This window comes from Bacteroidota bacterium (genome assembly GCA_040388375.1).
GTDB lineage: Bacteria > Bacteroidota > Bacteroidia > UKL13-3 > UKL13-3 > JAAFJM01.
This window is the reverse complement of the sequence record JAZKBU010000003.1, coordinates 233,584-259,541: the sequence shown is the minus strand read 5'-3', so window position 1 is coordinate 259,541 and position 25,958 is coordinate 233,584. Positions and strand designations below refer to the sequence as shown.

Genomic DNA, 25,958 nt, shown 5'->3' with positions numbered 1-25,958 from the left:
ATGTTGTGAAATTTATATAGCCCACTCAGACATTATAAAGTAATATTATTGTTTAAAAGAACAGCTAAAAAGCATAAAATCAATGTAAGAATATGCTATCCCCTATTTTAATATTTCCTTCCTGCTGCACAATTACATTTCGCCCGAATAATACTTTGTTATTTTTACTGCGGTAACTGGCTAATGTTTTTAATGGTTCTTTACCACTTATGGCCGTTGTCTGGTTTATGGTAACAACCTCGCAACGTCCGCAAGGTTTTGTTCCTTTTAATAAAACATTATTGATACTAAAATCTACAAATTGATCTTCATCAAAAGCAGTACCTCCGTCAAATACAAGATTAGGTCTAAACCTGTCTATTGTTATGGTCTCACTCAACTTATTGTTTAAATCGTTCAACGATTGTTGCCCTACAATCAGTATCGGGGATCCATCGCTAAAGCTGGTAATTTCATTATTGGTAGCATACTTTACATCTACTTTTCTTTTTGTTTCGTTTGGCATATAAAACAACTTACAGGAAAACGAAAGCATTTTACTAAACCATGCTGAACCCTTTTTGTATTCAATGGCCTCGCAAGTATCATCCCAAACTACTACTTGTTCTGTTTCGCCATCAATAGTAAACGGAATAAACAAAGGCAATGCATCTAGGTAATTTATATCAAACCCCTTTTCATCAAACTGTATTTTAAACAAAGCCAATTCCTTAAACTCACGTTGGGTTATAAATTTATTCTCCTCATTACAAAGCATCCATCTTCTATCATACTGCAATCCCCGTTCTTCTATCCTGGCTTCGCTTAACGCAATAGCCCCCAATGATTTTACAAGATAAATAAAAATTTGAGTGATATGATACATGGCTGCAAAAATAGATTTATTGCTTATTGGTTGTTTACTCATTAAACATAAAAAAACACGCCTTGAAGCGTGTTTCTTTTTTAATATTTAATCAAATTTATGATAAGCTGATTTTTTTAATTCTTCCGGTGAAAGTGATTTAAAATACTCGTAAGTAATTTTTAATCCTTCTGCCCTGCTTACCTTTGGCTCCCAACCTAATATTTCTTTGGCTTTGGTAATATCCGGCTTGCGTTGCTTAGGGTCATCCTTAGGCAATGGTTTTGATATTAGCTTTTGATTAGTGCCTGTTAACTTTATAATTTCTTCACCAAAATCTTTGATGGTAATTTCATTAGGGTTACCAATATTTACCGGATGTGCGTAATCGCTTAAAAGCAATCTGTAAATACCTTCAATCAAATCATCTACATAACAAAATGCACGTGTTTGTGAACCATCGCCAAACATAGTTAAGTCTTCGCCACGCAATGCTTGCCCTATAAAAGCAGGCAATACACGACCATCGTTTAAACGCATACGCGGACCATAAGTATTGAAAATACGTACTATACGCGTTTCTAAACCATGATAAGTATGGTAGGCCATCGTAATAGCTTCCTGGAAACGTTTTGCTTCATCGTACACGCCACGCGGGCCAACCGGGTTTACATTACCCCAATACTCTTCTGTTTGTGGGTGAACCAATGGATCGCCATATACTTCGGAAGTAGAAGCGATTAATACTCTTGCTCCTTTATCTTTAGCTAAACCTAAACAATTATGAATACCCAACGAACCTACTTTTAAGGTTTGAATAGGTATTTTTAAATAGTCAATAGGGCTGGCAGGACTGGCAAAATGTAAAATATAATCTAACTGACCTGATACATGTATAAACTTACTTACATCGTGGTTATAAAATTCAAAACTCTCTAGTTTAAAAAGATGTTCAATATTTTTTAAATCACCTGTTATTAAGTTATCCATACCAATTACATGGTATCCTTCTTTAATAAATCTATCGCATAAATGAGAACCCAGAAAACCTGCTGCTCCCGTTATAAGTACGCGTTTTTTTGTCATGCTTCTATTAGTTTAAATTCTGTTAAGCGGTGGTATTAACTCCTATGCAATAGTAATCAAATCCTAGTTCTTTCATTTCAGCAATATCATAAATATTACGTCCATCAAAAATGGCATTGCCTTTCATTAATTTTTTAATGACCATAAAGTCAGGCGAACGAAACTCCGGCCACTCGGTAACTACCAATAAAGCATCGGCATCTATTAATGCGCTGTTTTCGTTTTTAGCATATTCAATTTGTTCGCCTAAAGTATGTTTAGCTTCTTTCATGGCTACCGGGTCGTATGCTTTTACATTGGCACCTGCCGCTAATAATTTTTCAATAATAACCAACGATGGGGCTTCACGCATATCATCGGTTTTAGGTTTAAACGACAAACCCCACATAGCAAATGTTTTTCCTTTTAAATTGCCATTGAAGTGTTTTACTATTTTGTTAAACAATACTGATTTTTGTGCATCGTTAACTGATTCAACCGATTCTAAAATCTGCATCGTATAACCATTGTCTTTAGCCGTTTTTATCAATGCTTTCACATCTTTTGGAAAACAACTTCCACCGTAACCTATACCCGGGTAAATAAATTTATTACCAATACGGCCATCGCTACCAATACCTTTTCTAACCATGTTTACATCTGCACCCATTATCTCGCATAAATTAGCTATGTCGTTCATAAAACTAATTTTGGTTGCCAGCATACTGTTAGCCGCATATTTTGTCATTTCAGCACTCGGTACATCCATAAAAATGATTGGATGCCCGTTTAATAAAAATGGCTTATACAATTTGCGCATTTTTTCTTCTGCACGTTTGCTTTCTACACCAATTACAATTCTATCAGGTTTCAAAAAATCATCAATAGCAGCACCTTCTTTTAAAAATTCAGGATTTGAAGCTACATCAAATTCAATAGCTGCATTGCGTTTTGCTAATTCATCAGATACGGCAGCTTTTACTTTTTTAGCCGTTCCAACAGGTACAGTACTTTTTGTTACTACTACGCAGTAATCATTTATATTCTGGCCTATTTCTTTAGCAACAGCTAATACATATTTTAAATCAGCACTACCGTCCTCTCCCGGAGGGGTACCTACTGCTATAAAAACCACATCACAATCTTTTATACTTTCAGCCAGACTGGTACTAAACTGTAATCTTTCTTTCTCCGTATTGCGCAGTACCATTTCTTCTAAGCCCGGCTCATATATAGGCATAATGCCTTTTTTTAAATTTTCAATCTTTTTTTGATCTACATCTATACAAACAACATCAATACCCACTTCTGCAAAACAAGTGCCTGTTACAAGTCCAACATAACCCGTTCCTACTACTGCTATTTTCATGTTAAATTACTTTAAATATTTTCCCAAAAATATAATTCCCTAAACAATTGCCAAACATTATTTAATTTAATATACTATTTAGCCTCGCCAATCATTTTATTTATTGATAGAAAGCAACCATTTAGCTATTTTTAAGGGCTTGTTATAATCTATGCAAAAAATTTATATTCGCATCATGTTAAATCAATTTAAAGTATTGGTTCTTTTTGTTACTTTTATGTTTGGCCAAAAGGCTTTTGGGCAGAAAAAAGGAGATGAATTTAGCAACAAAATATTTAACTTCCAATTTACTTATAATGCACAGTTCCCATCGGGCGATTGGGCTAAAATATATGGTTTAAGCCATGGTTTAGGATTTGGTGTAAACTACAAAAGTATTACCAACTGGCATTTTAGCTTAGAAGGTAATTATATTCTTTCTGAAAACTTAAAAGATGCTGTTAACTTAATTAACCTGACCAACAGCAATGGCAATACCATAAACAGCAATAACGGTACGCCTGCTACAGTAAGTGTAACCATGAGAGGCTGGAGTGGTTTTGCCAAAGTGGGTAAAATATTTCCGGTAAGCAGGTTAAATAAAAACCACGGATTTATAGTTCAGGTGGGAGCCGGTTTTTTAACACACTACTTAAATTACAGCATATCGCAAAACAATGTTCCCCAACTAAATGAAGATTTCCAAAGGGGTTATGACAAACTGCATTCAGGCTACGCTTTAAACCAATTTGTAGGTTATTACTTTCAGGGAGAAAACAGATTTACCAATTTTTTTGCAGGTTTTGATTTTACCCAGGCATTTACACAAAACTTAAGAGGTTATAACTACGATGAACGCAGATACGACAATGCCTCTAAAAACGACAATATGGTGGCGCTTAGATTTGGCTGGATGATTCCTATTTATTTAAGCAGCAAAGGCGATGAGTTTGACTTTTTAAAACGATAAATTAAATTAATGCTTTATTACATAGGCTTTGTTTTATACCTGCTTGCAACCAATGCTTATTTTTTAGTAGTAAAGCTAATAGCTCCCTTTAATGCAAGAGCCAAAGCATTTAACAGCGGTCGCAAAGGTTTATTAAAACATATTGAACAAAGCTTACAAAACGAAACCCGACAAAGCATTTGGTTTCATGTGGCATCGCTTGGCGAGTTTGAACAAGCCAAACCCTTAATTGAAGTATTAAAAGTTAAATTTCCTCAGTACTGTATAGTCATTACTTTTTTCTCCCCTTCAGGTTACGAAAACAAAAAAGATGATTCCATTGCCGACTATATTTTTTATTTACCAAACGATAGTAAAAAAAATGCCGTACCATTTATTAAACTGATAAAACCGGCTATGGCATTTTGGGTTAAATACGATTTTTGGTACTATTATTTAAACCAACTTTCAAAAAACAATATTCCGGTTTATTTAATTGCGGCCAGCTTTACCGAAGACCCTGCTTACTTAAAATGGTACGCTGCATTTTATAAAAAAATGTTCCATTGTTTCCGCTTTATTTTCACCCAAAACACAAAAACCGCATTGCTGCTAAACAATATAGGTATCAACCAAACGTTAAGCACCGGAGATACCCGTTTCGACCGCGTTTACCAGTCGGTACAACAGTTTGAATCTCTGCCATTAATTGAACAATTTAAGCAAGATAAATTACTGATTGTGGTAGGAAGTAGTTATGCCATAGAAGAAACATTCTTGCAACATTTTATGGAGAAAAACCCAAATACGGGTGTTAAAATTATTATAGCCCCTCATTTTATCAGCCCCGAAAGGTTAACTGAAATAGAACAGCGTTTTACTGGCATTTTACGTTTTAGCCAAGCCAATGCAACCAATATAGAAAAACACCAATCACTACTGATTGACAATATTGGCATGCTCAGCAAAATATACCGATATGCTGATATAGCCATTATTGGTGGAGGTTTTAAAGCAAAAGGATTACATAATATTTTAGAAGCAGCCACCTTTGGAAAACCCATTATTCACGGAGATAAAATCGGCTATTTCCCTGAGGCAAAACTACTCAATGCAAACAAGGGTTCCATTGTTGTAAATGATGAAACAAGTTTTGAAACAGCTTTGAGTAGTTTACTAAATGATAAGAATAAAAGACTGACCATGGGCAATAATGCCAAACAACTGGTTTTAGATAATGTAGGAGCAACTGAAAAAATTATATCGAAAATTATAAAAGCTTAATTAAATTTGATTTTTTAACAAACTAACTATGAAAAAAATTTACTTACTATTACTTGTTATTGTAGCCAGCTTAAACGCTTCAGCACAATGTACTCCTGACCCTAATTGGAACTCAAATGGCATTAACCCAAATAGGTTACCCGATGGTGAAGTGGGCCAGGCATACTCTACCGTTATTTCTTTTAAAATAAACAACGATACCGTTATTGTATACTCAGGCAATACTTATGACGTAACCATTGACTCAGCCGAGGTTGATACAATAAAAAATTTACCTCCGGGTTTCACCTATGCTTGTAACAATTCAACCTGCACCTGGCCAGGCGGAGGTAAAGGATGCGCATTATTTAGTGGTATGCCTACAGCACAACATTTTTACCATTACGAAATAAAAATATTTGTTAAAACATATCTTAAAATTAAAGGCCTTGACCAACAAATACAAAGAATTGATTCAAGCATTATTGATTATTATACCACAGGTAAAAGTGGCGTACAAGAATTAAACAACAATACTTTTAAAATTTACCCGAACCCTGCTACTGCCAGCATTCAGATAGAAAACAATAATGTATCAGCAGCCGGTGATTTATACATCAGCGACATAACAGGTAAAACACTAATAAACAAAACATTACCACAAAACAATAAACAAACAATTGATGTAAGTGCCTTGCCAAAAGGATTGTATTTTGTTACTTTAAAGAACAATCTTTCGCAGCAAACGCAGAAGCTCGTACTTAATTAACAACGATTTGAATAAATAGACATAAAAATAAATACGATTTGTCTATTTTGCGACATTGGTTTTTAATTACTTTTTACATCAAACAATTTTAAACCTTTGTCGTTTGTTACAATAATATGGAAATAAAAGCCGGACCTTTTTTAGACCCCATCCACTACCCTGCCGATTTACGAAAAGTAAATGAATCAGATTTAGTAAAAGTATGTGCCGATTTGCGTCAGTACATTATTGATACTGTTTCGGTATATGGTGGGCACTTTGGTGCAAGTTTAGGTGTAGTAGAATTATCTGTTGCCTTACATTATGCATTTAACACCCCATACGACCAATTGGTTTGGGATGTGGGACACCAAGCTTACGGGCACAAAATTTTAACCGGCCGAAGAGATAAATTTTACACCAACCGTGTTTACAAAGGTGTTTCAGGTTTCCCTAAAAGAGCTGAAAGCGAATACGATACTTTTGGAGTAGGTCACTCCTCTACTTCAATATCAGCAGCATTAGGTATGGCCGTTGCTTCCCGCTTAAAAGGGGAGTTTGACAGACAACACATTGCCATTATTGGCGATGGTGCCATGACTGCAGGCTTAGCCTTTGAAGGATTAAACCATGCAGGCGTTGAAAACAGCAATATCATTGTTATTTTAAACGACAACTGTATGAGCATTGACCCGAACGTTGGTGCTTTAAAAGAATACTTAACAGATATTACTACTTCGCCAACGTATAACAAATTTAAAGACGATGTTTGGAAGGCTTTAAACAAGCTGGACAAAGTTGGAAAATTCTCAAGCGATGTAATTACTAAAATACATGATACCCTTAAATCAGGTTTATTACGTCAAAGCAATTTATTTGAATCGTTACGTTTCAGATACTTTGGACCGGTAGATGGACACGATGTAAACCATTTGGTAAAAGTATTGGAAGACTTAAAGAAAATACCGGGACCTAAATTATTGCATTGTGTAACGGTAAAAGGTAAAGGTTATGCCTTGGCAGAAAAAGACCAAACCAAATGGCATGCACCAGGTTTGTTTGATAAAGTAACAGGTGAAATATTTAAAACCGTTACCGATAAACCTCAACCCCCAAAATATCAGGATGTGTTTGGACACACTTTGGTTGAATTAGCTGAAGCCAATAAAAAAATTGTGGGCATTACGCCTGCCATGCCTTCAGGTTCTTCATTAAATATTATGATGAAAGCCATGCCTGACAGAGCTTTTGATGTAGGCATAGCAGAACAACATGCAGTAACATTTTCTGCAGGATTAGCCACACAAGGTTTAGTACCATTTTGCAATATTTACTCCTCATTTATGCAACGTGCTTACGATCAAGTAGTGCATGATGTAGCTTTACAAAACTTACATGTTGTATTTTGTATGGATAGAGCAGGCTTAGCCGGTGCCGATGGTCAAACTCACCATGGTATGATTGATATTCCATATATGCGCTGTATACCTAATATGGTAGTATCAGCTCCTATGAACGAAGAAGAATTGCGTAACTTAATGTACACGGCTTCGTTGGATAAAAATGCAGGTCCATTTTCTATTCGTTACCCAAGAGGTAATGGTGTAATGCCCGATTGGAAAAGACCATTACAAGAATTAACTATAGGTAAAGGACGTAAATTAAAAGACGGACAAGAAATAGCCATTGTATCGTTTGGTACTGCAGGCAATTTAGCCAGTGATGCTATTGAAAAATTAGCAGGCGAAAATATTCAGGCAGCTCATTACGACTTACGTTTTGTTAAACCTATTGATGAAGAAATGTTACACGAAGTATTTAGCAAATACAGCAAAGTGCTAACCGTAGAAGATGGAACCATAGTAGGTGGAGCAGGAAGCGCTATATTGGAGTTTATGGCTGCTAACAATTACCATGCACAGGTTAAAATGTTGGGTATGCCTGATAAAATAACTGAACATGGTGAACAACCTGAGTTGTATGCTGAATGTGGTTTCGATGCCAAATCAATAACCAAAACAGTAAAAGTAATGTTACATGAAAATGTAATGGCATAACTATAAAAACTATTCTTTATAAATAAAAGGCTGTCTCTAAAAAGGCAGCCTTTTTTATTTTAAGGCTGTTATCAAAATCGCCTTAAATTATAAACTATCATTTGTAAAATTCACTGTTTTTAATACTTAATTGGTTGTAAGCAACTATACTTGTAATAAAACATGGCAAGTATGAAAAAAACAATCTCACTCATCGTTTTACTACTCATAAGCAGTTATACTATACAAGCACAAAACACCTGGCTTAAAACCTTTGGTTCTTTGGAGTTTGACCATTTAGACAGAGTAACCACCGATGATTCAAACAATGTATATGTGGCAGGACGAATGCGTGCAAATATGACTGTGGGCGATACTACTCTAACTAAAATAAACTCAAGTGGTTCCTATAATTATTTTGTAGTCAAGTATACTGAATCGGGCAATTTTGTTTGGGCTTTAAATGTTGATATACCTGCGGGAATTGACCAGGCAAGTGGCTTGGCTTGCGATAAGCTTGGTTTTGTTTATATGGCTATTGAAAAGCCAGGTACTCTTTTTAAAATTACCCCAAATGGAACAGTTGCTATTAAAAAAACGATGCAAGCAGGGAATGCTCGTTTATCGAACGTTGTAATCGATACCAACTTAAATGTATGGATTGGGGGTTCATTTAGTCAATATAATTTTAGTTTAGATGGCTTGCCTGCTATGCCTCATTTAAACGGAACAGGCATGTATATAGCTAAACTCGATTCGAGTTTAACAGGGCAAATGGTTATTCCTATTGGTAGCAATAGCCTTAGTTCACGTGTTGGTAGAATTGCTTTAAAAGATAGTTTGGTTTATGTTTATACCAACTCTGACAATAGTGTTTATATAGGCAACGACACTATAAAAGATGCCCGTATAATTACTGCCAGTTTTAGTAAATCGGGTAATTACAAATGGGCTAAAGGCATCTACTTAAATGGTACTTCTACAGGTAGTCAGCACGCTTGGGATATGGCCGTTTCTGATAATCATCAGGTAGTTATTACGGGCGAATTTTACGAACCAATAAAAATTGACAATACCGTTTTAAGCAACCCTAACGATAAAGAGAATTTTTTTATCGCATCGTACAATAAAGATGGAAGCTTAGGCTGGGCCAAACGTTCTACTACCATATATTCATCGGGCAATGCTGTTCAATTTTTATTCAATGGAAAAATAGCTGTTATAGCTGATTATAGTTTTTCATTTGGTTTGGGAGGCACTACTGGAGGTGATGGTATAAGTAACAAACGCTACTCCTTAATGATGGGTTTAGATAAAGACGGAAATACTGATTGGATTAAAACACTGGGTCAAAAAGATTGGACCTATGCGGTAGATTTAGCTATAGATAAAAAAGGCAACTGGTACCTTGGCGGTAATTTCCAAGCCACTACCACCAATCAAATAGACGGGAACAATGTTGCTGTAGTAGGCGAAGCTGATGCATATGTATTGAAAAACTTTGCCATTGCTGCTCCATCGATAAACAGTACAAACTTTTGTAACGACAATACGCCCAAAATTATCAGTGCAATTGGAAATAACATAACTTGGTATAGCGATTCATTGACCAATAATATTATACAACAAGGCGGCAATACTATAACTCTTAACCTAACAGCAGATACTGTAGTTTATGTAACCCAAAGCTCGGGCCCGGCTATCAGTAAGCCAGTAAAAGTAGTAGTTAAAGTATTTGCTTTAAAACCTGTTACACTAACTCAAAATGGCAATACACTTGCTGTGCAACCGGCTATTGGTAAAAGCTATCAATGGTATAACAATGGTGTGCTATTGAATGGTGTAAATACAGCCTCTATTTATGCAACGGCTAATGGGACTTATTATGCCATTGCTATTGACAGTAACAACTGTAAAAACTATACTGATTCTATTCCTTTTGTAAACAATGGTGTAAACGAAATAAAAGGTCAATATCTACACTTATTTCCAAATCCTAACAAAGGACAATTTGAAATCAGCAGCAATACAAGTGGCATCTATTATATCGTTAATCAAATAGGGCAAACAGTACATACTTTTGAAATACATGCGCATGAAACCAATACTGTGTATACAGGTGATTTGCCTGCCGGTGTGTATAGCATCATGACTCAAAATGCAAATGGTTTATTACCTCAAAAACTAGTTATTATACATTAATGCAAGTGCATGTTTCGACTCCGCTCAACATACATTAACACATAAAAAAAGAGGCTGTTAAAACAGCCTCTTTTTTATTGATAGGTTATTCTCGTCTGATAGCTCCCGATAACTATCGGGACGGACTACTATTAATTGATATTTTTAAATCTTACTCTATGTGGTGCTGAATCACCTAAACGTTGTTTTTTGTTTTCTTCGTAAGCGCTGTAATCACCCTCAAAGAAATATACCTGCGAGTTTCCTTCAAATGCTAAAATATGGGTAGCAATACGGTTAATAAACCACCTGTCATGGGAAATAACAACCACGCAACCTGCAAAGTTTTCAATGGCTTCTTCTAAAGCACGTAAAGTATTTACGTCTATATCATTGGTAGGCTCATCTAATAACAATACGTTACCACCTTCCTTTAATGTAATAGCTAAATGCACACGGTTACGTTCTCCACCTGAAAGTACGCTTACCTTTTTACCCTGGTCGCTGCCACCAAAATTAAATTTGGATACGTAAGCTCTTGCATTTACTTGCTGTGTACCTACTACTATGGTTTCTGTTCCACCGCTAATTACTTCAAATACTGTTTTGTCTGGTAATAAATCTTTATGGCTTTGGTCAACATAAGCTGTTTTAACTGTTTCACCTACTTTAAAGGTACCGCTATCAGGTTGTTCCAAGCCCATCATCATACGGAACAAGGTAGTTTTACCAACTCCATTCGGACCTATAATACCTACTATACCTCCTTTAGGTAAACTAAAGTTTAAGTTTTCGTATAATAACTTATTGCCATAAGATTTACTTACGCCTTGCGCTTCAATAACCACATCGCCCAAACGCGGACCGGGAGGAATAAACAATTCCAATGTTTGTTCTTTTTCTCTTTGGTCTTCGCTTAACATTCTGTCGTAGGCATTCAAACGTGCTTTTTGTTTTGTTTGACGACCTTTAGCTCCCTGACGTACCCAATCTAACTCACGCTCTAATGCTTTGGCACGTTTGCCTTCTGCTTTCTCTTCTGCTTTTAAACGATTGGCTTTTTGCTCTAACCAACTGCTGTAATTTCCTTTCCACGGAATACCTTCTCCCCTGTCTAACTCTAAAATCCAACCGGCTACGTTATCTAAGAAGTACCTGTCATGCGTTACTGCTATAACGGTACCGGGGAAATTTTTCAAATATTGTTCTAACCAGTCAACACTCTCCGCATCTAAGTGATTGGTTGGCTCATCTAATAATAAAATATCGGGGTTACTTAACAACAAACGGCATAAAGCCACACGCCTGCGTTCACCACCTGAAAGTACATTTACCATTTGGTCAGGCTCAGGGCAACGCAATGCATCCATTGCTTTATCTAATTTAGTATCTAACTCCCATGCATCGTTTTGGTCTAACAATTCCATTACTACGGCTTGTCTATCCAAAATTTTCATCATCTCATCGCTATCCAAATTAGGGTCGGCTAGTTTGTTGTTAATTTCTTCAAACTCTTCTAATAAATCGGTAATGTGTTTAACGCCTTCTTTCACACATTCCAATACTGTTTTGGTATCGTCTAAATTAGGCTCTTGTTCTAAAAAGCCAATTTTATAATCCTTATCAAAAACTACTTCGCCTTGAAAACTTTTATCAATACCGGCTATAATTTTTAGTAAGCTTGATTTACCTGAACCGTTTAAACCTAATACGCCAATTTTAGCGCCATAGAAAAACGACAGGTAAATGTTTTTTAAAACTTGTTTTTGTGGTGGGTGGGTTTTACTCACACCTGCCATAGAGAATATAATTTTATTATCTGACATAGTACTTTTTTAAAGGGAGGGCGAATATAAGTGAATGATTTTTTGATTGCTTGTTTTTTTTGTAGAATAGCATGGGTAGTTCATGAAGTATAAGCAAGGGTTTATACCAGACATTCAGCATTCTTTTATACTCTTTCATTAAAAAAGAGTGTTTACCCTACTAAAAAAGAGTAGTTTTCCTATTGAAAATATATAAATAAATATATTTTTTTGCGTTGCAAAAATTTTAGTAGCTACAAAATCAAGCACTTTTCAAAATTACTTTCACATTATTTTAAACAAACAAAAATGAAAAATCTTATCTCGAAAACAGTTGTATCTGTTCAAAACAAAACCATGAAAAGGTTATCCTTTCTTTCCTTTACCTTTCTTACGTTCCATTGTAATTTAAAAACTACAAAGACTATCTACGGTAAAGTACCTCAGTAAATAAATGTATGCTCGTTTATGAATGCAGTAAATGTGTTCATTCATAAAATAATAAAAGGTATGCTATTTTTAGTTTGGGCACATATGACTGTGCCCAAACTAAAAACAAAAGTTTAAGGAACTAGTTTGTGTCCAAATATAAGATCGCTTGCCCAGCCACGTGGTTTTTTGCGTCTTTCCTTTTTTAAATGGAATTTTTGAATGGTATGTTTCTTTAAATGCTCAATGGTTTCGTCAACGGAATCTGTTACCAATAACAAGTTTAAATCGTTAGGCGAAATGGTTTTTTCAGTTACCATTACATCCAAAAATTCAATCATTTTTTTCCAATATTCTGTACCAAAAAGCACTACGGGAAATCCTTCTATTTTGCCTGTTTGTATTAAAGTAAGTGCTTCAAACAATTCGTCTAAAGTACCCATACCACCGGGCATTACCACAAACCCGTAGCTGTATTTAATTAAAAACACTTTACGTACAAAAAAGTAACGGATGGTTACGGAGTAGTCTACATAAGGATTTAAATGTTGCTCGAAAGGCAATACAATATTACAACCTACGCTTCTTCCTCTTTTTTCAAAAGCACCTCTGTTAGAGGCTTCCATTATACCCGGTCCTCCACCTGACAGTACGGTTAAACCTAATTCTGAAATGCGGCCACCAATCTCTACTGTTTTTTTATACCACTTGTTGTTTTCATCAAAACGAGCACTCCCGAAAACGGTAATACATGGGCCTATTTTTCTAAATCCATGGAACCCTTTCCAAAACTCCCACAATACTTTTAAGCTGAATAAAAAATCGCGTCTTCTGTTACGCTTTCCTGCCAAAAACCTTCGTTCACTATTGGCATATTTCTCTCTTAATGAATAAAATTTTTCTGTCGACATATGTGATTCTTTCTAATCTTCTTTATACTTCATTTTCCCACTTAGCTACTACACTCGTTGCCAATGCATTTCCCAAAACATTGGTGGCACTTCTAAACATATCACAAAAATGATCAATGGGTAAAATAAGCGCAATACCTTCAATAGGAATATTAAACATACCACAAGTGGCTGCCACTACCACCAAACTTGCCCTTGGAACACCTGCTATGCCTTTACTTGTCAGCATCAATACAAAAAGCATGGTTAGTTGAGTTGGTAAATCGAGTGGTATTCCATAAGCTTGTGCTATAAATATACTGGCAAATGTCATATACATCATACTTCCATCAAGGTTAAATGAGTAGCCTAATGGCAACATAAATGAAACTACTTTGTCTTTTATGCCAAATCGTTCTAATTCTTCTGTCAATTTAGGAAAAACAGCTTCAGAACTGGTGGTTCCAAATGCAATCATTATTGGTGAAAATATATGTTTCAGTAATGTTTTCATTTTATAACGTAGAAAAACAAAACCGATTAATAGTAAGAAAATCCATAGTGTAGAAATTCCCACAAGAAACGACCCAAAAAATTTGGCATATGTCAACAATAATTCATTCAAATCACGTATAGCAAAAACACCTGCAATAGCACCAAATACGCCAATGGGTGCAAAATACATTACATAATTAACCATTTTCAAAATTATATGCGATGTTTTATCTAAAGCGTTGATTACTGGTTTCGCATGTTCGCCAATTGACGCTGCTGCAAGACCAAAGAATATGGCAAAAATTACAATTTGAAGAATTTCATTGTATGCCATTGCTTCTACGATACTTTTTGGAATAATGTGTTCGATAAAATTTTGAGCGGAGAAACTATGGGTTTTTTCTGTTACATCCTTCGCACTAGTTATATCAATATTGGAAAGGTTTAATCCATTTCCGGGTTGTAAAATATTTACCCAAAACATACCAATTAATAGGGAGATAAAAGATGCTGTAAAAAACCATCCCATCGCCTTGGCTCCTATTCTTCCTACTGCTTTTATATCACCAAATTTTGCAATGCCAACTACCAATGTGGTAAATACCAAGGGTGAAATAATCATTTGCACTAATCTTATAAAAACGGTTGCTAACATTTTTATATAACCACTAAAGGTTTTGGCAAAATCAATGTCATAATGAGTATGAATAACAATGCCCAAGATTGCCCCCAATATCATAGCGATAATGATCTGAACTGTTAAATTACCGATTAGAGGTGTTTTAATGGTTTTAGGTTTTATCATTTTAGTTTAATTAAATAATGAATATTTTTTTTGATAATGAGTAAAAGTTCTAGTTTCTTAATATGCTTGTTTCATTCAATGCGTTAAATTAAATGTGCATAGTTTTTGTTTCAAAGCAGGTATATTGAGTAAGGTATATTTGATTATTCGGAGCGAACATACTAATTTAATTACTGAAATAATACTATACGCCATGATGGGCAAAGGCCAGGCCTGCCACACTTATTTGTAAACCTTTAATTTGCAGTAGCTCATTGGCGCAACTTTCAATGGTAGCTCCGGTAGTTATTACATCGTCTATCAATAAAATATGTTTGCCTTCAAATGCTTTTTCATCGGCTACCTCAAATACGTTGCTTACATTATCGCTGCGTTCTATTCTCGATTTTTTTGTTTGTGTTTCGGTGAATTTATTACGCACTAACCAAGGGCTCAGATCTGCTATTTGTAATGTTTCGGCCAAGCCTTTGGCTAACATGGCACTTTGGTTATAACCACGCATACGCAATTTTGCTTTATGCAATGGAATGGCAGCTACTGCTGTTATATTGTTTTCTTTGCAAAAATTTTTAATTTTTGTGCCATAATACCTTCCTAAGAAAGTAGCTATTTCGGGGTTGTCGTGGTATTTTAAGGCAAACAATAATTTAGCTGTTTTACCTCCTTTTTTATAAAACAACAATGACATGCCTCTTTCTATTTTTACCCTACCCCAAAAGGTTTTTTCTACCTGATTATTACTAACTAAATGAAAATTGGTTTCAGGTAATTCTAACAGGCAGGTAGTACATACAAACTGCTCACTGGCTACCAAATGATTTTGGCAACAAATACATAAATTGGGATAGATTAATTGGACTAAGTATTTGAGCATAAAAAAAGCCAAAACCAAATATAAATTTGATTTTGGCTTTTTTCAATATGTTACAATTATTTTAAATATTGTGCTATTTCTTCGCTTAACGGTTCTGTTTTACTAGGGAAATACGCTACAAATTTGCCGTTTTCATCAATTAAAAACTTACCAAAGTTCCATTTCACTTCTACGTCTCTTGCTCCATTGGTTTCTTTATTGGTTAACCATTGGTAAACGGGATGTTGGGTTGGACCTTTTACATCTATTTTTTCAGTTAAAGGAAAAGTAACACCATAGTTCTTTTTACAAAATGTAGCTATCTCCTCTGTTGTTCCAGACTCTTGTGCCATAAACTGGTTGCAGGGAAAACCTATAATAACCAGTTTATCTTTATGGGCATCGTATAGCTTTTGTAAGCCTTCGTATTGCGGGGTATAACCACATTTGCTGGCCACGTTTACGCACAATACTTTTTTACCTTTAAACTGGCTTAAGTCAATGGTTGTTTTACCATCAAGCGATTGAATTTTAAGGTCGTAAAAACTTTTTCCTTTTACTGTGTTTTCTGCTTTGCGGTTTCTGAAACTATAAAACACAAATGCACCTACTAATAATAAGGCTGAGGTAATAATTATTGCTTTCATTAATTTATTTTCTAAAATGATAATATGGTTTCTTTTACTTCTTCCATTTGCCATTGTGGAGTTGAGGTTGCCCCACAAATGCCAATAGAATCGCCTTCGGCAAACCACTCGGGTTTTACTTCGGTTCTACTACTTACAAAATAGGTATTAGGATTGTTTTCTTTACACACATCGTACAGCACTTTTCCGTTTGATGATTTTAAACCGGCTACAAAAACTACTTTATCGAATTTTTTTACAAAGGTTGGTAATTGCACATCGCGGTTACTTACCTGACGGCAAAGGGTATCATTAAAATCAACTTCAATGCCTTTTTCTTCTAATGTAGCTTTTAGCTTATACAGGTTTTTAGTCCGTTTGGTTGTTTGGCTAAACAACTGTAGTTTTTTTGGCAAATCGTGTTTTTCTAGTTCGTCAAAGGTTTCTACTACTATGGCTTCTCCATTGGTTTGCCCTACTAAGCCTTTTACTTCTGCATGACCGTGTTTACCGTAAATAAGTATAGGCTCTTTATCGTTATAGGCTTCGCGTACCCTGTTTTGTAGCTTTAGCACTACGGGGCAACTTGCATCTATTAATTCAATGTGGTTATCCATAGCTAACTTATACGTTTCCGGTGGTTCGCCATGTGCCCTTATCAATACTTTTTCGTGGGTAATTTTTTTGAGTTGTTCGTGGTCAATAATTTGCAATCCCTTTGCTTTTAGTCGAGCCACTTCTTCATCGTTATGAACGATATCGCCAAGGCAGTATAATTTGCCTTCGGTATCTAATATTTCTTCTGCCATGGAAATAGCAAATACTACTCCAAAGCAAAAACCAGAATTATCGTCAATAGTTACTTGTACATTCATAAAACGCTACAATATTAAACTATTATATTGTGATTTAGTTTTGTAATTGCAATTTTTATGTGCTGTTATAAAACAAAATTTGTTTTTTTTACTTTGTACTATTTAACACTAGTTATATGACCACAGAAACTCCTTCGGAAGAATATTATTCGGGCCCTGCAAGCCTGTCGCCAATACCATTGAGTATTGGCTCGCCTGTTATAAGACCTGAAGATAAAAATAAAATAAAGGCCAATGCCGTAGAGGCTATGCACCATTATGCCAACCAGGAAATAGCCTTATTGAAAAAACAAGCTGATTTAATTATGAGTCAGGTGCGTGAAATTGAAGCCAGACTTAAAATTTCGGAACGTATTTATGAAAGCAATTTAAAGTTTGTGCCTGTTATTGGTCAGGTATATCATTTGTATGAAAGGGATAATTATTACAACCTTTCACTTATTAGCCCTGCTGAATGGGGAAATAGCAGAACGGCCGGTAAATATGTAGCCAGTGTAAAACTATTGGGCGACCATAGCTGGGACGTAATCAGTAAATCGGAATAATAATGTTTAATGGATAAATAAAAAGGCCATCACATGATGGCCTTTTTTATGAATCGAATTAGCTATTTCTGTAGCTTTCTATAATTTCGGTTAAAGCAGCGGCATTGGCCAAACGTGGTGTTATTTCGTAAATTAAAAAATAATCGTCAAAGTTTAAAAGCAAGCCTATTTCTAAGTGTTTTTTGGCTTCTTCTATTTGGCCTAAATCGTATAAATAACATACTAAACGGTAATGGTATTGATGGCAATCGTAATTTATTTTCAAGGCTTCCATCATCATATCTACCGCCTCTTGTAATAAACCTTTGCTGTATTTTACAAAACTCCAGTCTAACCAGGCTTCTATCATGGTAGCATCTAACTCTACTAATTTAGCATAAGTTTCTTCGCATTCTTCTATCTGGTTCAGGCGATATTGCATTTCGCCCAACACCAATAAATACTCTGTATTATCCGGCTCTAACAATACTGCTCGTTGGTAAAAAGGTAATGACTCTTTGTACTTATTTTCTTTTTCGTAGGTTAAGCCCATACCAAACCAAGCCTCAGCTATATTGGGGTTTAACTGGGTAGCTCTTTTGTAGTTTTCACGTGCTTCTTCGTTTTTATCCATGCGCTCATAACAGCCACCTAAATTGCAGTAGGTTACACTATCGGCTCCATCTTCTTCAATGGCACTTTTGTATTCTACTATGGCTTCTTCGTAACGCTCTAACTCTACCAACACATTGGCTTTATTGAATTTTGCTGCTAAAAAATCTTCGTCAATAGCTAAACAAAACTCGTATGCTTCTAAGGCTTTAATATAGTTTTCCTGTTTATAATATACGATGCCCAAATTGTACCAGGCTGTTGTATTGTAAGGATCACTATCTATCAGTATATTGTAGTAATAAGCGGCTTTATCATAATCGCCTAACTGATCAAAACAATGACCTATTTCGTAATATGATTGCTCTATTTCGGGAAACTCATCAATTAAAATGGAAAAGTACTCAATCGCTTTGCCATACATGTCTGAATCCTCGTAAACGTAGGCTATCTCAAACAACATATCCAATCTTTCATCGGTATGCTGCAATGCCTTGTAAAAGCTATTGCTGGCGTCATCAAACTGGCCTAAATTCAAATACGCTTCGCCTTTGAGCAAATGTAGTTCAGCATTGAAAGGTTCGTAGCTTTCTACTTTTTCCAGTTGGTCTATTGCTTTCTCAAATTTTTCGCCCAACATGTAAATTTCTGCTTTTTGCAATATAAACTCGCTGTGGGTTTCATATAAATTTTGGGCAAAAGCAACGGCTGCAAAAGCCTTTTTTAACTTATTTCGTTGAATATAGTAGTCTATTATTTCCTCTAATGCTTCTGTATCAAAATACTCATTGGTCTTATTGCGAAGCATTTTTTCATATCGTTGCACATCACTGCTAACATCTTCACTTAAAAAATCATCACCATCCATCATACGCCTATTCTAAATTGGTTCCACAAATATAAGTTCATATATTATTTAAATGGTCTTTTTAAGGTCAGATATTTTATAAATATTTGAACACTTGTTCAAAACAAACAATATTGATTAATGAAAAGATTTTTTTTATTTGTATCCCTGCTATTCACATGGCAACTTTTAAGCGCTCAAAACAAGTCGTTGCAGTTAAACCAAAGTAACTGGCAACAACATGTAGCCTACACCATTTCAGTTAAATTAAACGACAATACCAATGCATTGCAAGGCAACATAAGCATGGTATACACGAACAATTCGCCTGATGAAATAAAAGAAATTTATATGCACGTTTGGCCTAATGCTTATAGCGGCCGTAATACGGCTTTTGCCAAACAACATTTAGAAAATGGTAAAACGGATTTTTATTTTGCTAAACCTGAAGAGCAAGGCCGTATTGACAGTTTAAATTTTGCTGTTAATAATACGGCTGTCAGCTGGAAATTAACCAACGAGGTTGATATTGCTTTATTAACGTTAAATAACGTTTTAAAACCGGGTGAAAAAATTACCATCAGCACTCCGTTCTATGTGCTGTTACCTAATGTATACAGCCGTATGGGGCACGAGGACCAATTGTATTGTATTACGCAATGGTTTCCTAAACCAGCGGTATATGATGTTAACGGATGGAACCCTATTCCTTATTTGGACCAAGGTGAGTTTTACAGTGAATTTGGCAGCTTTGATGTAAGTATTACGGTTCCTAAAAACTATATAGTGGCTGCTACGGGTAACTTACAAAATGAGGATGAAAAGGCTTTTTTACTGGCACGTAGTAAAGAGGAAATTTCAACTGAAAACATCATTACAAGCACTGAAACCAAAACCTTGCGTTATTTACAGGATAGCGTACATGATTTTGCCTGGTTTTGCAGTAAAAAATTCAATGTAAAAAAAGGTTCGGTAACGCTAGCCAGCGGTAGAAAAGTTGATACTTGGTTGTTTGCAAAAAAGGCAAATGATAAAGGCATTGAATACACCAACGAAGCCATAAAATATTACTCGGAACATGTGGGTGAATACCCATATAGTTTGGTACAGGTTGTTATTACGCCTCTTAAAGCCGGAGGAGGTATGGAATACCCAACCATTACTAATTGCGGAAACATTGACAGAACTACTATTATTCATGAAGTGGGGCATAATTGGTTTTATGGTATTTTAGGTAGCAATGAACGCGCTTACCCATGGATGGACGAAAGTATAAACACTTATTATGAAAGCAGGTGCAGCAAAGAGAAAAATGATAAAGACGCAGCCTTATCACCTATTCCTCAAAAAAATATATTGAAAGATGTTTTTAATGCTGACTTTGAAGATTTCGGACAGCTAAGATTACTTTATAACTATTCAGCCAGGAGTAACCAAGACCAGCCGGGTAATTTGAACTCTGTGCAGTACACTGACTTGAATTATGGTGCCATTATTTATTCTAAAAACCCTATCACTTTTTATATGCTTCAAAATTACCTGGGCGATAAATTGTTTGATGACATGATGCGTGCTTACTATCAAAAATGGAAATTTAAACATCCGCTGCCTAACGATTTTAAAAACCATGCTGAAAGTTTTACGGGTAAGGATTTAAGCTGGTTTTTTAATGAAATAATGGCTACTGATAAAAAAATGGATTATAAAATAAGCCAGGTTAAAAATAACCAGGTAGTGGTAAAAAATGTAAGCGGCTTGAATGTTCCTTTTAGCTTAACATCGCTTAACTACCATAATAAACCTATCAGGACTATGCAGTATGAAGGTTTTACTGGTAAGAAAATTTTTGATTTAACTCCCTTATTAGCTAAAGACAGTATTATGCATAATTTGGTGTTGGACAATAACCAATCATCCATTGAACTGTATAGAAAAAACAATGGTTGGAAAAACAAGTATACTGTACGGTTTTTACCTGCATTGGAAAGCAATAATAAACGTCAGATTTTCTGTATTCCGCTTTATGCTTGGAATAATTACAATGGCAACATGTTAGGCTTGTTTATTAACAATGATATTTTCCCGGCACAAAAAGTAGAATGGAACATAACTCCTTTGTACAGCTTTACCAGTAATGATATTAATGGTTATTTCAGCATAGCTAAAAACATTTACCCAAGCAGTGCTTTATTCAGAAAAATAAAAATAGGTCTTAACGCTTCGCGCTTTGCTACGCAAGGGTTATTACCTACTGATGGTTATGTAGAAACTACTTATGAGAAATTTGCACCGGGTATTGAAATAGATTTTAAACAGGCTAATGCCAGAAGTTTATTTGAGAACTCAGTAAGTGTTCGCCATGTAAGTGTTTTAGAAAACAAAAGAGGCAGCGGTTACTTTAGCAATTGGGATAACCAAAGCATTTCGGCTTTTGATGCAACCTATAAATTGAACCATAAGCTGGCTACTTACCCAACTGCTATTAAAGCCATTTTGCAGGTGGGAACTGATGATTATACTTATAGCCGTGTAACAGCGGAAATTAATCAAGGTATTGCATATAATACGGGTAAGAAAAAAGCATACATACGCCTTTTTGCAGGAACTTTTTTAAATGCAGAAAGTACCTCTAAAACGGATTGGAACTTAACCCGTACTTATTTTCAACTAGGTGGCACAAATGGTGCTAATGATTATTTTTATGATGAAGCTATGTTTGGCAGAGCGGAGCAAAACCAGCAACAGAGTGTTTTGGCTCGTCAGATTATTGGCAGGGATGCCGGTTTCAGGAACTTTGTAAGTTTAGGTAACAGCAAAACATGGTTAACTGCGGCTAATATTACGCTTCCTTTCCCTTATAAATTACCTATTGGTGTGTATGCCGATTGTTCATATGGCGAGGTATTTGCTTTTGCTCCGCAAACAGGTACTACTACTTACCAAACTCAGTTTTCAATGGTAGGTGGTGTTTATATTAGTTTAGCTAAAAACATTTTCGAAATTTATATACCTCTTTTTGCCTCGCAAAATGTAACAGACAGTTGGAAAAACAATGGTGGCTTAGAGCATCCGTTTGAAAGGGTTAGTTTCTTATTGAATTTAAATGCTATGAATCCAGTAAAAATTATTAAAAATTTTAAGTTGTAAACAAACTAAGTAATACATTTGCCGTGGCTATTTTAAAAACAGCCGCAATTCAAACAATTTTTAAATACAATAATGAGCGCAACACAAACATTTTCTCTTGATTTTTTAAAAGAGTTAAACTTAAAAGAAATAAATGAGGGAACCTCAACAGGTCAAAACCATTTTGCTGACGCTAAGGCTGAAGTAAAAGAGATATACTCACCGGTTGATGGTAAATTAATTGGAAAAGTAAAATTAACTACGGAAGCTGAATACAACAAAGTTATTGGCACTGCTGAAGAAGCTTTTAAAACATGGCGTAAAATGCCTGCTCCTAAACGTGGCGAAATTGTGCGTCAATACGGAAACTTATTACGTGAGTTTAAACAACCGCTTGGCGAATTGGTAAGCTACGAAATGGGTAAAAGTTTGCAAGAAGGTTTAGGTGAGGTACAGGAAATGATTGACATATGTGACTTTGCTGTAGGTTTAAGCCGTCAGTTAACGGGTTCAACTATGCATAGTGAGCGCCCAAATCACAGAATGTATGAGCAATACCATCCACTTGGTGTAGTTGGTATTATTTCGGCTTTTAATTTCCCTGTAGCGGTTTGGAGTTGGAATAGTATGTTGGCTGCTGTGTGTGGCGATGTTTGTGTATGGAAACCATCTGAAAAAACACCTCTTTCTGCTATTGCCTGCCAGTTATTAATGGCTAAAGTTTTAAAAGAAAACAATTTACCTGAAGGAATTTTCTGTTTGATTAATGGTGATTATAAAGTAGGTGAATTGATGAGTAAAGACGAACGTGTTCCTTTGGTTTCTGCAACAGGTTCAACACGCATGGGTCGTATAGTTGGAGCTACCGTAGCACAACGTTTTGGAAAAGCTTTATTGGAGTTAGGTGGCAACAATGCTATTATATTAACACCTAATGCTAATTTAGATTTAGCTATGGTGGGTGTGGTATTTGGTGCGGTAGGAACAGCAGGACAACGTTGTACTACTACACGCAGATTGATTATACATGAAAGTATTTACGAAAAAGTAAAAGATAAATTGGTAAATGCTTACAAGCAATTAACCATTGGTAATCCATTAACGGGTAACCTTGTTGGACCATTGATTGACAAAGCGGCTGTTGATGCTTATTTACATGCTATAGAGCAAGTAAAAGCGGAAGGCGGCAATATACTTTGTGGTGCTGAAGTAATGCAAGGCGAAGGTTACGAAAGTGGCTGCTATGTAAAACCAACTATTTGCGAAGCTAAAAACAGCTTTAAAATAGTACAACACGAAACATTTGCTCCTATTCTTTACATTATGAAATATGCTGACTTTGATGAAGCTGTTGATATGCAAAATGGCGTAAAACAAGGTTTAAGCTCAAGTGTATTTACTGATAACTTACAGGAAGCGGAAGCGTTTTTAGCACATTGGGGTAGCGACTGTGGTATAGCCAATGTAAACATTGGAACAAGTGGTGCTGAAATTGGTGGTGCTTTTGGAGGTGAAAAGGAAACGGGTGGTGGCCGCGAAAGTGGAAGCGATAGCTGGAAAGCTTATATGCGCAGACAAACGAATACCATTAACTATGGTAAAGAATTACCATTGGCACAAGGTATTAAATTTGATTTATAGTTGAGTGTAACGAATAAATATAACACAATAAAAAAGCCCGAACTAGTCGGGCTTTTTTATGCACTAAACTTTATATACTAAAAAAATAATCCTGAGTTATTTTTTATTGTTTTACCATTTTTTTAGTTTCTACTGATTTACCATCAACTACCAAAGTATATACATAGATACCTGAAGTTAAATCGTCAGCAAAAATGTTTAACTGACCTTTTCCTTTTTCTGTTATATCATGTGTTCTGATTACTTTTCCTTCGGCAGTTGTGAAAACGATTTGTGCTTTTTGGAATGTGTTAGGCACATTATAAGTAATAACAGTGCTTTCAGCAAATGGATTTGGTACATTTTGGTTCAAAACAATTGCATTTTTATCGCTTAAAGAAACGTTTGATGTAGTACCAGTAACGGCAGCTTTACCTATTTCTTTACCTGATAAAGCTGCAACTAAAGCTTTTAACTCTTCAATTTGTGCTTGTTGTTCTTGTACTGCTTTTACCAAAGGCACTACAAATTGTCCGTAAGCTAAGCTATAGTTATCGTTATCAGTAGTTGGTTTATGCACACCATTAAAATCGTAACCCGCTGCTTTAGCTGCCTGCTCTACTTCTTGTGCAATAAAACCACTTTGTCGAACAGCTGTGCCAGGACCAAAATCTACTTTCATGTGGTTTTGCTTAATACTATCAGGCATATCTTTGGTTAAAAATTCTTCGAATTTTTTACACTCAAAATTGTAAACCACCGGGCGAAGTTTGGTAATAAAATCAAGTCCTCTTACTTCTTCTTTAACATTGGTTTTAAAACGACCATCAGAAGGATTGGTGAAAGCTACCTGGCCTTCAATTACCGTTACTGCAGCATTCCCAAGTCTTACTTTATCACTTGCATTTACAACAGTACCATATCCAATTGCGGTAGCATTGTTTAAATTATTATTACTTACATCTGAACCATAACCAAAAGTTGAATTACAATAACCAGTTGTGTTGTTAAACATGGCACTTATGCCCATGGCAGTATTATAAAATCCAGTTGTATTATTTAACATAGCAAAAGTTCCCACGGCCGCACTATAATATCCTGTGGTATTGTAGCCCATAGCTGCATTACCAACCGATACATTGTATAAACCTGTTGTGTTAGAAAATAAAGACCAAGACCCAATAGCGGTATTATCATTTCCACTGGTATTGCTTAGTAAAGCCCACTCACCTACTGCAGTATTCTCAAAACCACTGGTATTGGCATTCATTGCCAAGTGACCAATAGCGGTGTTCCGCCATCCAATAGTGTTAGCACTTAAACTATTGTAACCAAGAGCGGTGTTTTCAGACCCTGTTGTATTGGAATAAAGTGAATGGTAACCAACAGCAGTAAGCCCTGACACAGTAGTATTCGTAAACAAGGCTTCTTTTCCTATGGCTGTGATTCTATTGGCAGAAGTGTTATTATAAGCAGCAAACGAACCGACAGCGGTATTATCGTCATCTACATTGTTATACAATGCAAATGTACCTATGGCAGTATTGTCGTTTCCGTTCTTATTATTATACGATGCGTTTGATCCAAAGCCTACATTATTGCTACCAATATTATTGGTCCAAAGCGACATAAAACCACTAGCTGTATTATCAGTTCCATTGTTATTAAAAAGAGACTGACGCCCGAAAGCGCAACTCTGATTACCTCCAATGGGAATAGCATCATTATCAAAAGAACTGTTTTGCGCCATTACTGATGAACCTGCAAGCATTAATGCCAGGGCTGCCCAAACTTTGTGGTTTAGTTTTGAATTTGTTTTAGAATTGAATAACTTTTTCATATTAGTTTTTGTTTTAGTTTACCTACTCTATCAAAGCTTTTCGGTTTCTGCTTGTATGTTGGCCTAATACAATACCAAAACTATATGTTTAACTATTCTCTTCATAATACTTGGGCTGTTAGTTCCCGAAAGGTGGTTTCCAAGCTCCAAAAGGTAAGTTTCAACTTCCCTGCGATT

At 35.6% G+C, this 25,958-nt stretch carries 19 protein-coding genes; 8 read left to right on the top strand and 11 right to left on the bottom strand.

All coding sequences use genetic code 11. The features are described 5' to 3' along the window. Positions 1-79: 79 nt before the first annotated feature. The 3 genes from V4538_04140 to V4538_04130 are packed head-to-tail and all read right to left on the bottom strand — an operon-like array spanning position 80 to position 3,278. The gene (locus V4538_04140) at positions 80-907 is read right to left on the bottom strand and encodes an MOSC N-terminal beta barrel domain-containing protein (protein MES2380207.1); all 828 of its coding nucleotides are present in this window, start codon (positions 905-907) and stop codon (positions 80-82) included. A gap of 45 nt (positions 908-952) precedes the next feature. After that, positions 953-1,930 carry a UDP-glucuronic acid decarboxylase family protein gene (locus V4538_04135; protein ID MES2380206.1) on the bottom strand — a complete coding sequence of 326 codons (978 nt, stop codon included), beginning with the start codon at positions 1,928-1,930 and terminating at the stop codon, positions 953-955. 22 nt (positions 1,931-1,952) lie between these two features. Beyond that, on the bottom strand, positions 1,953-3,278 hold the full coding sequence (locus V4538_04130) for a UDP-glucose/GDP-mannose dehydrogenase family protein (protein MES2380205.1): 1,326 nt from the start codon (positions 3,276-3,278) through the stop codon (positions 1,953-1,955). Between the two features lie 175 nt (positions 3,279-3,453). Here V4538_04130 and V4538_04125 point away from each other — a divergent pair, with 175 nt between their 5' ends. From V4538_04125 to V4538_04105, 5 genes are all read left to right on the top strand, one after another. Then, positions 3,454-4,227, top strand: a complete 774-nt coding sequence (locus V4538_04125; protein ID MES2380204.1) for a hypothetical protein — start codon at positions 3,454-3,456, stop codon at positions 4,225-4,227. Positions 4,228-4,236: 9 nt separating this feature from the next. Then, positions 4,237-5,490 carry a glycosyltransferase N-terminal domain-containing protein gene (locus V4538_04120; protein MES2380203.1) on the top strand — a complete coding sequence of 418 codons (1,254 nt, stop codon included), beginning with the start codon at positions 4,237-4,239 and terminating at the stop codon, positions 5,488-5,490. 28 nt (positions 5,491-5,518) lie between these two features. Continuing rightward, the gene (locus tag V4538_04115; protein MES2380202.1) at positions 5,519-6,238 is read left to right on the top strand and encodes a T9SS type A sorting domain-containing protein; all 720 of its coding nucleotides are present in this window, start codon (positions 5,519-5,521) and stop codon (positions 6,236-6,238) included. 116 nt (positions 6,239-6,354) lie between these two features. Beyond that, on the top strand, positions 6,355-8,274 hold the full coding sequence (gene dxs, locus V4538_04110) for a 1-deoxy-D-xylulose-5-phosphate synthase (GenBank protein ID MES2380201.1): 1,920 nt from the start codon (positions 6,355-6,357) through the stop codon (positions 8,272-8,274). Positions 8,275-8,445: 171 nt separating this feature from the next. Continuing rightward, the gene (locus tag V4538_04105; GenBank protein MES2380200.1) at positions 8,446-10,455 is read left to right on the top strand and encodes a T9SS type A sorting domain-containing protein; all 2,010 of its coding nucleotides are present in this window, start codon (positions 8,446-8,448) and stop codon (positions 10,453-10,455) included. Positions 10,456-10,586: 131 nt separating this feature from the next. Here the strand turns inward: V4538_04105 and ettA are convergent, their stop codons facing one another. From ettA to V4538_04075, 6 genes are all read right to left on the bottom strand, one after another. Then, positions 10,587-12,260 carry an energy-dependent translational throttle protein EttA gene (gene ettA / locus V4538_04100; GenBank protein MES2380199.1) on the bottom strand — a complete coding sequence of 558 codons (1,674 nt, stop codon included), beginning with the start codon at positions 12,258-12,260 and terminating at the stop codon, positions 10,587-10,589. Positions 12,261-12,802: 542 nt separating this feature from the next. Further along, a complete protein-coding gene (locus V4538_04095; protein MES2380198.1) occupies positions 12,803-13,579 on the bottom strand; it encodes a TIGR00730 family Rossman fold protein in 777 nt (258 codons plus the stop codon). 22 nt (positions 13,580-13,601) lie between these two features. Next, positions 13,602-14,858 (bottom strand): cation:dicarboxylase symporter family transporter, encoded by a 1,257-nt coding sequence (locus V4538_04090; GenBank protein MES2380197.1) that lies wholly within the window; start codon positions 14,856-14,858, stop codon positions 13,602-13,604. 184 nt (positions 14,859-15,042) lie between these two features. After that, complete coding sequence (locus V4538_04085) at positions 15,043-15,732, bottom strand: phosphoribosyltransferase family protein (protein ID MES2380196.1); 690 nt, start codon at positions 15,730-15,732, stop codon at positions 15,043-15,045. A gap of 56 nt (positions 15,733-15,788) precedes the next feature. Further along, positions 15,789-16,358 (bottom strand): glutathione peroxidase, encoded by a 570-nt coding sequence (locus V4538_04080; GenBank protein ID MES2380195.1) that lies wholly within the window; start codon positions 16,356-16,358, stop codon positions 15,789-15,791. An 11-nt stretch (positions 16,359-16,369) separates the two neighbouring features. Continuing rightward, positions 16,370-17,212 (bottom strand): 4-hydroxy-3-methylbut-2-enyl diphosphate reductase, encoded by an 843-nt coding sequence (locus tag V4538_04075; protein MES2380194.1) that lies wholly within the window; start codon positions 17,210-17,212, stop codon positions 16,370-16,372. A 116-nt stretch (positions 17,213-17,328) separates the two neighbouring features. Here V4538_04075 and V4538_04070 point away from each other — a divergent pair, with 116 nt between their 5' ends. Then, positions 17,329-17,757 carry a DUF2452 domain-containing protein gene (locus V4538_04070; protein MES2380193.1) on the top strand — a complete coding sequence of 143 codons (429 nt, stop codon included), beginning with the start codon at positions 17,329-17,331 and terminating at the stop codon, positions 17,755-17,757. 58 nt (positions 17,758-17,815) lie between these two features. On the opposite strand, the gene V4538_04065 is transcribed toward V4538_04070, so the two are convergent. Next, positions 17,816-19,219: a tetratricopeptide repeat protein gene (locus V4538_04065; protein ID MES2380192.1), complete on the bottom strand. Its 1,404-nt coding sequence runs from the start codon at positions 19,217-19,219 to the stop codon at positions 17,816-17,818. 117 nt (positions 19,220-19,336) lie between these two features. Between V4538_04065 and V4538_04060 the strand changes: the two genes are divergently transcribed. Together V4538_04060 and V4538_04055 are read left to right on the top strand one after the other, a co-directional pair. After that, a complete protein-coding gene (locus V4538_04060) occupies positions 19,337-22,342 on the top strand; it encodes a M1 family metallopeptidase (GenBank protein ID MES2380191.1) in 3,006 nt (1,001 codons plus the stop codon). Positions 22,343-22,414: 72 nt separating this feature from the next. Beyond that, positions 22,415-23,962, top strand: a complete 1,548-nt coding sequence (locus V4538_04055) for an aldehyde dehydrogenase family protein (GenBank protein ID MES2380190.1) — start codon at positions 22,415-22,417, stop codon at positions 23,960-23,962. 103 nt (positions 23,963-24,065) lie between these two features. Here the strand turns inward: V4538_04055 and V4538_04050 are convergent, their stop codons facing one another. Further along, positions 24,066-25,781, bottom strand: coding sequence for a tail fiber domain-containing protein (locus V4538_04050; GenBank protein ID MES2380189.1), 1,716 nt, complete (start codon positions 25,779-25,781; stop codon positions 24,066-24,068). Between the last annotated feature and the right edge of the window lie 177 nt (positions 25,782-25,958).

Coding starts and splice junctions, on each gene's coding strand:
- V4538_04090 (MES2380197.1), bottom strand. CDS start 14,858: ATGATAAAACCTAAAACCATTAAAACACCTCTAATCGGTAATTTAACA.
- V4538_04125 (MES2380204.1), top strand. CDS start 3,454: ATGTTAAATCAATTTAAAGTATTGGTTCTTTTTGTTACTTTTATGTTT.
- V4538_04135 (MES2380206.1), bottom strand. CDS start 1,930: ATGACAAAAAAACGCGTACTTATAACGGGAGCAGCAGGTTTTCTGGGT.
- V4538_04055 (MES2380190.1), top strand. CDS start 22,415: ATGAGCGCAACACAAACATTTTCTCTTGATTTTTTAAAAGAGTTAAAC.
- V4538_04115 (MES2380202.1), top strand. CDS start 5,519: ATGAAAAAAATTTACTTACTATTACTTGTTATTGTAGCCAGCTTAAAC.
- V4538_04080 (MES2380195.1), bottom strand. CDS start 16,358: ATGAAAGCAATAATTATTACCTCAGCCTTATTATTAGTAGGTGCATTT.
- V4538_04060 (MES2380191.1), top strand. CDS start 19,337: ATGAAAAGATTTTTTTTATTTGTATCCCTGCTATTCACATGGCAACTT.
- ettA (MES2380199.1), bottom strand. CDS start 12,260: ATGTCAGATAATAAAATTATATTCTCTATGGCAGGTGTGAGTAAAACC.
- V4538_04065 (MES2380192.1), bottom strand. CDS start 19,219: ATGATGGATGGTGATGATTTTTTAAGTGAAGATGTTAGCAGTGATGTG.
- V4538_04140 (MES2380207.1), bottom strand. CDS start 907: ATGAGTAAACAACCAATAAGCAATAAATCTATTTTTGCAGCCATGTAT.
- V4538_04130 (MES2380205.1), bottom strand. CDS start 3,278: ATGAAAATAGCAGTAGTAGGAACGGGTTATGTTGGACTTGTAACAGGC.
- V4538_04105 (MES2380200.1), top strand. CDS start 8,446: ATGAAAAAAACAATCTCACTCATCGTTTTACTACTCATAAGCAGTTAT.
- dxs (MES2380201.1), top strand. CDS start 6,355: ATGGAAATAAAAGCCGGACCTTTTTTAGACCCCATCCACTACCCTGCC.
- V4538_04120 (MES2380203.1), top strand. CDS start 4,237: ATGCTTTATTACATAGGCTTTGTTTTATACCTGCTTGCAACCAATGCT.
- V4538_04070 (MES2380193.1), top strand. CDS start 17,329: ATGACCACAGAAACTCCTTCGGAAGAATATTATTCGGGCCCTGCAAGC.
- V4538_04050 (MES2380189.1), bottom strand. CDS start 25,781: ATGAAAAAGTTATTCAATTCTAAAACAAATTCAAAACTAAACCACAAA.
- V4538_04075 (MES2380194.1), bottom strand. CDS start 17,212: ATGAATGTACAAGTAACTATTGACGATAATTCTGGTTTTTGCTTTGGA.
- V4538_04095 (MES2380198.1), bottom strand. CDS start 13,579: ATGTCGACAGAAAAATTTTATTCATTAAGAGAGAAATATGCCAATAGT.
- V4538_04085 (MES2380196.1), bottom strand. CDS start 15,732: ATGCTCAAATACTTAGTCCAATTAATCTATCCCAATTTATGTATTTGT.